This window comes from Arhodomonas sp. KWT, from assembly GCF_010993615.1.
In genome coordinates this window covers 1-587 of record NZ_WNXE01001024.1, presented here as the reverse complement: position 1 = coordinate 587, position 587 = coordinate 1, and the positions used below count along the sequence as shown (strand labels likewise).

At 75.3% G+C, this 587-nt stretch carries 1 protein-coding gene; it reads left to right on the top strand.

Translation table 11 applies throughout. The annotated features are described in order from the left end of the window. Positions 1–12: 12 nt before the first annotated feature. A partial coding sequence (locus G7A99_RS23930) for an SOS response-associated peptidase (RefSeq protein ID WP_240466410.1) occupies positions 13–587 on the top strand: 575 nt, incomplete at its 3' end.

Below are 587 nucleotides of genomic sequence, written 5' to 3'. Positions count from 1 at the left end.
CCTGCGCGACCCATGTGCGGCCGATTCGAACGTCACACGCCGCTGTCCGCGTTCGCCGAGTGGCTGGGCATCGCCCCGCCGGACGCGGTGGTCCCGGCATGCTACAACATCCCGCCGGGCACCGCCGTGCCGGTGGCAGTGGCCGGTGAGGACGGGCCGCGGCTGACGATGGCGAACTGGGGCTTCCGGCCCGACGACGTGGACGACCCGGGTGCCCCGCGGCCGATCAACGCCCGCGCGGAGAAGGTGGCGTCGAGCCGCTATTTCGCCCGGGCCTTCCGCGAGGCGCGTTGCCTGGTGCCGGCGGACGGCTGGTACGAGTGGCGGGCCGGGCCCGGCGGGGTGCGCCAGCCCTGGCACCTCGACGTGGGTGCGCCGCTGATGTTCGCGGCGGTGCATGTCCCCGGCGGTGACGCCGGCGGGGCATTGCCGGGCATGGCCATCATCACCGAGCCCGCCCGGGGGGCTGCCCGGCGTATCCACCCACGGATGCCCGTGATCCTCGATCCCTCCTGCTGGCGGGCCTGGCTGGATCCGGCGCTGAACGCCCGGGAGCGCATTCGCGCGGCGGTGCGTCCGGTGCCGGG